Source organism: Acinetobacter sp. UBA3132, from assembly GCF_002364825.1.
GTDB classification, from domain to species: Bacteria; Pseudomonadota; Gammaproteobacteria; order Pseudomonadales; family Moraxellaceae; genus Acinetobacter; species Acinetobacter schindleri.
In genome coordinates this window covers 1-9,775 of the sequence record NZ_DEZM01000001.1, presented here as the reverse complement: position 1 = coordinate 9,775, position 9,775 = coordinate 1, and the positions used below count along the sequence as shown (strand labels likewise).

Here is a 9,775-nt window from a genome sequence, read left to right as displayed (position 1 = left end):
CCTTTGCCAGTTGCAGCAGGTTGTACAGGCGTACGGAACAAGGTAGAAACAGGAAGACCTAATTCTTCACGTGCTTTAGTAGTCAAACCACGACCAATAATCAGGTTGATACGGCCGCCAGCGCGAACTTCGTCTAGAAGTACTGGTGTTTTTAGTTCAGCTTCAGCGATTTGAGCGCCGTCTTTGAACGCAGTTACTTTAGCAGCAGCTTTATCGATCTTAAGGGTGATCTCGTCGCCCATGTTCATGTTTGCTACGTCGATTTCAACTGGTAATGCACCAGCATCTTCCATCGTGTTGAAGAAAATCGGAGCAATTTTAGAACCTAAACAGTAACCGCCTTCTTTCTTGTTCGGAATGTGCGGAATTTCGTCACCGAAGAACCAAAGCACAGAGTTAGTAGCAGACTTACGAGAAGAACCTGTACCAACAACATCACCTACGTAAGCAACCTGGTTGCCTTTCGCGATCAGTTCTTTGATCTGGTTTAATGGACCAACTTCACCAGGAACTTCTGGGTTGATGCCATCACGTACGTTTTTCAACATTGCATTTGCGTGCAATGGAATGTCTGGACGGCTCCAAGCGTCTTGTGCTGGAGACAGGTCATCAGTATTCGTTTCGCCAGTTACTTTGAAAACTGTCAGTTTGATTTCTTCAGGAACGTCTTTACGGTTTGTGAACCATTCAGCGTCAGCCCAAGATTGAAGAACTGCTTTCGCATTTGCATTGCCTGCACGTGCTTTGTCGGCAACGTCATGGAACGCATCAAATACAAGAAGCGTTTTTTTCAAAGCTTCAGCAGCAAGACCACCAAGCTCTGCGTCTTCTAGAAGTTCAACTAAAGGAGCAACGTTATAACCACCAAGCATAGTGCCCAGTAAGTAAACCGCACGTTCTTTAGAAACTAGTGGAGAAGTCGCTTCGCCTTTTGCCAATGCAGCTAAGAACGCAGCTTTTACGTATGCAGCTTGGTCAACACCTGCAGGAACACGGTTTTCAAGCAAGTCAACTAGGTATGCTTCTTCACCCGCTGGTGGATTTTTTAATAATTCAACTAATGCAGCAGTTTGAGCATCGTCAAGTGGCTTCGGTGGGACTCCGAGTGCGGCACGTTCTTCAACGTGTTGGCGGTAAGCTTCTAGCACGGTTTATTCCTCTTTTTTAAAAAATTATCTGTGAATTCCTAGTTTATAAAGCTTCACAAATAATATGGACTCTCAAATTTTACTAAAATTCCAGTTAAAAGTTAATGCAAGTAAAGTGTTTCTTTGTGATGCTCATTATTTTGTAAATAAATGATGTGCATAATGATTATTTGATAATCAAAAATCTGTTTTCTTGCATAAATTAAGCTCCAATTGAGCACTTTTAGCTGAATTTCACTTATAAAAAAGGCAACACGAATGTTGCCTGAGTTATAAGAAAAAAGATACTCCACCTTAGTGTACTGTGCTTGTGCTCAAATATTGGTTAAATGCATCACGACAGCCTTCAAATTTAAGTACACACTGGTCTTCGTAGGTGCCGTTATGATTATTACTGGCAAAGGAAATATGCACCAGATAGAGTTTTTTATTTTGATCAAGAATACGTTTTAAACTGACTTTATCACCAACGCTCAGCACGTAGTTTCCACCACCAATGATCGCCATGCCCTGTTCATCTTCGAGCAACAGATCTGCATGATGTAAATATCCCACAACGTTCATAATGTTGCTCCTTTCTAATTATTTTGGAGATATTTTCATTATTCGATATTTAGATAAGTATTGCTATATTTTAGATTTAGAATTTGTCACAAATTGTACAAAAGGCTTAGGCTATTTTTATAAGAAATCAGCAGTCAGATAAATAACTTCTTCATGCTTGCATAAAATAATTTGAATATGGCAAAGCTATAAAAAACCGTTCCTTAGAACGGTTTATAATCTGGCAATTCGTCATGCGGTGTCGCAATACATTTTTCAGTATATTCGGCACGGATTTTTTCACGCGATTCTTTCACATCTTTGGTGATTTCATCCAATGGCATTTTATAGACGTCATCAATAATGGTCATGACGAAGGCTTTGGTGGTTTCATCTTCAACCTTGCTGGCATGTTCAACAGCTTTTTCTTTCTCAATGCCATTTTGACGGTCCAACATGATACTGCGTGCAGCATTGCCCACACTACGACAATAACCTTGCCACTGCTCTTCAGGGGTGAGTGGTTTCTTTTCGGCACAGCCAGCCAAAGCCACCAAAACAGATAAAGCAAATAACTTTTTCATGAACTTCTCCTTACGCAGGGCAATATAAAAGATCACAGCGCATTTGTCATTTAATTTGCCAAGTCCGACTGCAACAAAAAAGCCCTCTACAGGGCTTTGTTGTCAAAATGATTTAACCGCAGCTAGACTGAACAATTTTTCCAGTTTTTGGATCTACGGTGACCGTAACACGGTCTTCACGGAAATCCATAGTCACTGCTTGTCCCGGTTGTATCATACGCACAATCTTAGCTTTGGTTTTGGCTTTGATTTGCGCTTCACTCAGACCAGACTGCCCGATCAGACTATGTGCTGCTTCAGACAGGCAGATGTCCTGATTGCTACGATACAATGCCCACTCCTCCACCACTTTACCATCTGGCAGATGGCAATAGGCCACCTGACCATCTACTTCATTATGGATATCAAGCTTCCCACCTTGATCCACACAATATGCACTGGCAGGATTCGGCGTGCCAATACGCGGTGTTTCTTCTGGCTGCTGTGCTGCACATCCTGTTAATACGGCGATCAACATGCCCAGATACATGATTCTTTTCATTGGCGATCTTCTTCTAAAGGACCATTCCGACTTAATTTAACATAGTCATACCCAATAAAGTTTATCTAAATGTATGTAAATCAATGCTGAAGCTACTATCAGCAATAAATCATAATGCTTTTATATTGCCCTGCTGCAATTAAGCCACAAGAATACTTAGTAATCTGGTTTGAGTGGTATGCGGGTTTAAGCTAAAATTTGCTTGAATTTTAAACTTTTCTGCGGCTATGCAAGATCCCCAATTCTCACTTAAGGAATATCTCTCTACCGTGCAAGAGGTGATTAAACTCACCTTCGATACACCGGTATGGGTCAAGGCAGAGATACGCAACCTGAATATCAAGGCAGGTCATTACTATCTGGAACTGGCAGAAAAAGATCCAGACAATGATCAGGTGATTGCCAGTTGCCGTGCCACCATCTGGAAATTTGCTGCACAGAAAATTGTGACCCCATTTGAACGGGAAACCGGGATTGAGTTAAGTCGTGATTTAAATGTTCTGATTAAGGTCAAAGCCAGTTTTGATCCGCAATATGGCTTTTCCCTGAATATCGTTGAAATAGATTCCAGTTATACCCTCGGTGATATCGCCCGACGTTATCAGGAAATCGTACAACGACTCACGGCAGAAGGTTTGATTGAACGCAACCGGCAATTACCGACACCATTCGACCTAAACCGGATTCTGGTGATTGCTCCTGAAAATGCTGCTGGTTTAGGTGACTTTAAAAAGGATGCAGATGCACTAGCGGATGCACAGGTATGCGAGTTTGTTTATCACTCGGCGACTTTTCAGGGAAATACTGCACCGCACAGTATTCGCCAAAGCCTGGCACAAGGGCTGAAACAGTGGGCAGAAGATTACACAACGGCGCCTGATTTAATCGTGATTATCCGCGGTGGTGGTGCGGTCAATGATCTGGCTTACCTGAATGACTATGAACTGGCTGCCCTACTGTGTAAGCGTAGTGTGCCAATCTGGGTTGGTATTGGTCATGAAAAAGACAGGACCATTCTGGATGAAATTGCACAACGTTCCTATGATACCCCGAGTAAAGTCATTGCCGGGATTCGCAATCATATTGTGGAGCGTGTGCAGGATGTTATTACCAATCTGCAAATTATTCAGCGTAGTTCCCGGCAGCAGATTCAGGCCTATCAAAACAAGAATGATCAATTGATGACATTGATTCAAAATATTGCCAATGCCAAAGTCTCAGATGCTTTCAAAGAAGTTACCCAATTGAAATCCAATATCGGCAATTTGGCCCGCCAGCAAACCCGAATTGCACAACAACAGATTGAAGCCTTGTTACGCGAAACGCTGATCCAGAATCCGAAAACAGTACTTTCCAAGGGCTATGCCATCGTCCGTCAACAAGGTCATGCTGTGCGTTCTGTCCATGAACTTGAAAGTGAGATTCAGGTCGAAATGCAGGATGGAACTTTTGTAGCCAATATCACACAGGTAAATCCACATGAATAATGACAATACTTTAAGCTTTAAAGAAGGCTATGAAATTCTAAAAAGGAATGCGGAATTATTGGATGCTCAACAGGAACCGGATATTGATAATCTGATGAAGATTGTTGAGGAATCCATGGCAGCCTATAAAGCCTGTAAAACACGTGTCGATGCGGTACAACAAGCATTAGATGACACTTTTAAGGAATAAAATTTAAGTTTAATCTTTTGTTATGTTTATTTTTTAAAGCAAGTAATAAGGTTAAAATAGAGCTTAGGCTATTTTCCGAATATGAAAAGCCTTCATAAAGAAGGCTTTTCTAGATGAGAACAGTCTATTTTTGCTCTCTTAGCGGATTTTCAGGCTCTGCATTGGGTTTTTTCTCAGGCTTAACATTCTTATAAGAAGCCTGATTGCCCTTGTCATCGTTGGATTCTTTATGTGGCGTAACATCTTTATCTGATTGCTCTGATAGATTGGTCATATGTGTTCCTTTACTCAATATGCTTATTCAATAGATATGACAGATTGGTATCCAACATCAAGGCTAGAAATGTTATACATCTTTATCATTTTAAAAAGACAAGAGTTACTTCAACTCCACAATTAAAAAAAGCCCTCGATTGAAGGGCTTTTTTTCTTTTAGAAACGCCAATTATAGAACAAGTCGATGGCTCGTTCGAGAGACTGACTCGCTTCCAGATATAGACGCTGATTCATCTGATAACGTAAAGTCAGTTTATTCACTGGGGTAAAGACACCCACACCATAGCGAATATACAGGTCTGGCGTAATATAACCAGTGACTGATACCTGGGTATCATCGCCTGTACCTTGTGCATCCAATGCCAGACCACTTAAACCAAACGTACGACCAATCTGATTGGTCAATGCCCGTGTACCACCTAGACCCAAACTGATCCCCGCAGCAGCAATCGTGTTGTTAACATCAGACCTGAAACTTTCAGACTGGCTTAATGCTGAACTACCTTCATTGATCCGGCCGGTAATCAAGGCATTTAATGCTTCCTGTTCAGACAAGCCAGCATCGTTATACACCTGAATAGCAGGACTTGAGGCTGTACCGGTAACACGTACACCTACGACACTACCCTGTACAGATTTGTTGGCATCAATATCCAAGGTCGGATTAGACAATGGACCGTTAAAACGGGCAATGGCACGGTTCAGATCCAGACTTTGACCATAAGCTTCGATTTTTACCCGCTGGGACACACCAATCGCACCATTGGCACGCATCGCTGTTTCCAGACCACGTTGAGACAGGTTAACACGTCCAATCAATGGAATACGGCTATCAAAGCCTTGGAAGATCACCTGATTACCCAGTGACACCGCAACGTCAGCACGAATATCCCATGGACGTGCTGATCTTAGAATTGCCAGCTGATCCTGACCTTCCTGTACGACACGGACATCTGAAGAAATATTAACAACTGGTTTAGACGCTTCCGGCATGGAAATCAAAGCACGTGGAACTTCTATTGAACCATTCAGGCTGAGTTTCTTGTTAAATGGATAAAGGTCCAAAGCTAAATCTGGCGTGACGACAGCTGTAATCAGTGGTGCCTGGCGTATCAGCAGATTTTCACCTTTGAGACGTAACTGAACACGCGGATCGTTTTTCCAGTCCACTGAACCAGTCAAGCGCCCTACACCGCGACCACTGTTAAATGCACCATTAATTGTCGCAGAATCCTGACGTACAGATGAATAAAGTTGCACATTGGTCAGATTCACTGGTAGGGAAATCATACTGATCGCCCCATCTTTTACGCGAATCTCACCGTTTAATAATGGCTGGGTTAGTGTACCGCCGATCTTACCCGCATAAGACAAGGTGCCTTCCAGTGTACGCACATCCTGAATAAATGGCTTGAATACTTTCAGCTGTACTTCGTTAAAAGCGACTTCACCACGCATCGGTTTACTGTCACGATATGGATCAATAATAACATTAGCATATCCAGTTCCAATATCCGGTGTCTTCACATCCAGACGAATTTGCAAGCCATCTACCACACTTTTCGCGACCAATCCGACTTCATCATATTTCAGGGTCTGACCCAGATATTGTGGATCTTCAGCGGCTAGCCCCACCACACCATTTCGGGTGACAAGTCGGGCATCAATCTTCGGTTTCGCACCTTGCGCCCATGTTGCACGCGCGTAGCCATTGACCTTACCGGTAATTGCCAACCCTTCAGGCATGAACGCACTGAAATCATTCAGATCCAGGTTCTGGGTCTGGAATGAGACGCTACCACGTGTCTTGTTGACACGTATTGGCCGGTCAAAGCACAACTGACTTTGCTGGCTCATCCAGCAATGCGCACCGATAAACAGATCTGACTGTGCTGTGTTATAGATCACAGAGGCATTCTGACGCTGTACCAGACGCGTACGCAGGGAATCAAAATCACCATTTTGGATCTGCCCCAGCCAGTTGTTTTGTGCATTAAAACCACCGGCCAACTGTACATAAAACTTGGACAGTTTGTTTTCTGCCTGAACTTTTAAGATATGCGCTGCACGTGTCCCAGCTAGAGATATTTCACCGCGGGTAATCTGACGATTACCACTACGCAGGTTATCCATGGTTGCGGTGAGCAAGGTTGGTGTGCTTTGTGAAGTCGGCAACTGGCCTTGTACCCGGATTTTCTGCACGCTAAACAGATTATTAAAGGCAAAATCATCGACTGCAAGGTTGGTTGAAGCACGCAAACGTGGCTGCGCCTGCATATTGATATAACCATATGCACGACCACGCAGTCCCGGATATAATTCATAGAGCGCTGGCGCATTCACCTTGAGTTGAAGATTCTGTGCATTACCGGTTGCCTGAATCTGGTTACTGGCATAAGACAGGAACAGATTATTGGCTTCAAACTGCTGTGGTACAAATCCGCTCTGTTTGTTATCAATAATCATCGACAGATTACCTGTACCACGTACCGGCTTGTTATTCAGTATTCCGGCAAGATTAAGACGTTCAATCTGAATACGTTTCAACGCATCTGACCATACGCCACGGGTTTTCACATTTCCCGATAGCTCACCTTTGACACTGGAAGCAAAATATTGTGGCTTAAAGCGAACCAGTGAAGCATTGATATCCCAGCCAAAACCATTCGCCAGATTCACCAGACCACTGGCATTGATCTTCCCTGCAATACCATCATGCCTGAATTCATTGATTTTCAATAATTCAGGTGTACCGGATACCTTGAATTTGAGTAGACCTTTACTTACAGCGAACTGGCTGGCATTTAAATTGCCATCATAATTGACTGCATAGCCCTTGAAGCCACCGCCCCGTTTTTCATCATGGAATAACAATGCTGCCGTACTGCTACCGGTCAGTCGCACTGTTTCATTTTGACCAGCAAGGCGTCCTGTCAGATCGATCGCTTTTAAGTTGATAATCTGCTGATTTGGCTTGGCATAACCACTCGCTGTAACGCGACCATTGAGGCGATCGACTGGTGATGCCGCTGCCAGTGCCTGCGTATTCAGATTTTTGGCATTTAGCACAGCGCTCCATTTTAACTGGCGTTTTTTATCCGGCAGTTCTACTACGGCGTTACCGGTGAGGCCACCACTTTGCGCAGCATAACTAAAGCTTGGCACTTTGAGAATGTTATTCTTCAGATTCAGTTTCGCCTGATACATACCCGTTGGTAGCATACCCTGCTCATGGGCAGCCACCTGCGTTGCCACAAAGATGTCCTGCTGACCTTCAGTTAGCGCCAGATTTACATCTCCGGATTCGCTCTTTAACCAGCCGACATAAGGAACTGCACGGTCGATATTCTTCCATGCCACATTCATCAGCATCGGCTGGGCTTTTTTATTTTTCGCTTCGTTCTGATCCAGCTTGATGTTCCAGGTTTCATAACGATCGAAATCAACCAGCGCTGTCAGGTGTAAACCTTTTTCCAATGTCCCTTTAGAAGCAATATTTCCATCCAGACTTGGTGGCAGAAAGTCCTGCACGACCTGCGGAATCACTTTATCTTTAGGGTTAAGACGATTCACACGGCCAGACACATCCCAAGTCACCTGATCATGCCAGCCGACCATACCTGCCAGACTGACTGAACCTTTCATTAATTGTCCATTAAAGTCAGTAATATTCAACTGATTGACCAGATCTGTATGCATCATGGCATTGTACTGGCCTTCCGGAATATCCTTGCCGCTCAGGTCTGTATTAAGATTAATATTCAGTTTTTTGATATCGCCATTAAATTCCGCCATACCATCTTTGGAGAATAGTTTCTGATCTTCTAATATTGGCCAGTGATACTGCTCAAATTTAAGTTTACCAAACATCGGCACATGTGAACTCATCGGATGAATCACGGCCCAGCCAGTCAGCAAGTCTGGCGTATAGGTGGCAACACCGGCTTCAATAGTCTCTAAGGTACCTCGGGCTGCTATACGAATATCACGAATATTCAGGCTATTATTTAATGATGGAATATTCAGTACGCCGGTCGCATTCAGTGGATATTTACCATGAAAGTCCATATCACCCGTGGCATCATAAACATACAGATAGCCCATATTCATGCGTGAATTTTCGAAGGTCAGCTTGGTTCCCGACCAGAGTCCCTCATTAATCACCACATCATAAAAATCAACTGAAGAGCTATGTGTTTTAATCAGCAGGTGATCCAGATCCAGATGATCGACCCGCAATACAAATGGCAAACGAATATCATTATAAGAAAACGGCTTATCACTTGGCGGATTCTTGCTAATGACCTGCAGATTGCGCATATCTGCATTATTTAAATGAATTTCCCGTTTAAGAATTGCCCGCCAGCCTAAAATGACATCGGCACGGTCAATTTTGACATCAACCGATTTGAGCGTCACCAGCACATTGCGCACAATAATGCCGCGCCACAGATTACCGCCTTCATATTCATAATGAATAATCTGCTGACGTTGCAATACCTGATCCAGTAAAAACTTGCTGCCACGATCCGTCGAGAACATGATCGCCAGTGCCGCGAGTAAAAACAGAATAGAAAATAGCACCGACAGTAAGATGCTTCTTAAAATACGGCGCTTTTTAGGTAAAGGCGTATTTTCCGGCTCTGCTTCTTGTGGTTGCTGGTTCTCGACCATGTTCTTCCCAAATATCTAAAATTTTTAATCAGTTTGTTTTATAGCTGTGAGCCAATAAAGAAGTGCACGCGGATTGGATGGTTATCATCCGAAATGCCTGAGGCCACATCAATACGAATCGGACCAATTGGCGATGCCCAACGCACGCCGAGACCTACCCCATATTCAGTCGGATTACTAAAGTCCTTGTCATAAGCATTTCCGGCATCTGCAAATACTGCCGCACGCCAGCCTTCCCTGAATTGATAATTATATTCCAACGAACCAATGGCCAAGGCCTGTCCACCTACTTTAAAGCCATCGATTTCTGGTGACAGACTCTTATAGTCAAA

The 9,775-nt window shown here is 43.5% G+C and carries 8 protein-coding genes and 1 pseudogene; 2 read left to right on the top strand and 7 right to left on the bottom strand.

Features of this window, described 5'->3' with window-relative positions; translation table 11 throughout:
• The 4 genes and pseudogenes from B4033_RS00045 to B4033_RS00030 form a co-directional block, all read right to left on the bottom strand.
• A pseudogene (locus B4033_RS00045) lies at positions 1-1,148 on the bottom strand (aconitate hydratase B); the annotation flags it as partial.
• Positions 1,149-1,442: 294 nt separating this feature from the next.
• Entirely contained in the window at positions 1,443-1,712 is a 270-nt protein-coding gene (locus tag B4033_RS00040; protein ID WP_005222398.1) for a hypothetical protein, read from the bottom strand.
• 203 nt (positions 1,713-1,915) lie between these two features.
• On the bottom strand, positions 1,916-2,275 hold the full coding sequence (locus B4033_RS00035) for a hypothetical protein (RefSeq protein WP_004892990.1): 360 nt from the start codon (positions 2,273-2,275) through the stop codon (positions 1,916-1,918).
• Positions 2,276-2,387: 112 nt separating this feature from the next.
• Positions 2,388-2,816 (bottom strand): I78 family peptidase inhibitor, encoded by a 429-nt coding sequence (locus B4033_RS00030; RefSeq protein WP_286830958.1) that lies wholly within the window; start codon positions 2,814-2,816, stop codon positions 2,388-2,390.
• A 227-nt stretch (positions 2,817-3,043) separates the two neighbouring features.
• Here B4033_RS00030 and xseA point away from each other — a divergent pair, with 227 nt between their 5' ends.
• Positions 3,044-4,303, top strand: a complete 1,260-nt coding sequence (gene xseA / locus B4033_RS00025) for an exodeoxyribonuclease VII large subunit (RefSeq protein ID WP_286830957.1) — start codon at positions 3,044-3,046, stop codon at positions 4,301-4,303.
• A complete protein-coding gene (xseB, locus tag B4033_RS00020) occupies positions 4,296-4,493 on the top strand; it encodes an exodeoxyribonuclease VII small subunit (protein WP_004892985.1) in 198 nt (65 codons plus the stop codon). Before xseA ends, xseB begins: the two co-directional genes overlap by 8 nt.
• 124 nt (positions 4,494-4,617) lie before the next feature.
• Here the strand turns inward: xseB and B4033_RS00015 are convergent, their stop codons facing one another.
• The 3 genes from B4033_RS00015 to B4033_RS00005 form a co-directional block, all read right to left on the bottom strand.
• Positions 4,618-4,767: a hypothetical protein gene (locus tag B4033_RS00015; protein WP_004892982.1), complete on the bottom strand. Its 150-nt coding sequence runs from the start codon at positions 4,765-4,767 to the stop codon at positions 4,618-4,620.
• 158 nt (positions 4,768-4,925) lie between these two features.
• Positions 4,926-9,443, bottom strand: coding sequence for a translocation/assembly module TamB domain-containing protein (locus tag B4033_RS00010; protein ID WP_286830954.1), 4,518 nt, complete (start codon positions 9,441-9,443; stop codon positions 4,926-4,928).
• A gap of 38 nt (positions 9,444-9,481) precedes the next feature.
• Positions 9,482-9,775: BamA/TamA family outer membrane protein (locus B4033_RS00005; RefSeq protein ID WP_286830952.1), on the bottom strand; the 294-nt coding region annotated here is incomplete at its 5' end.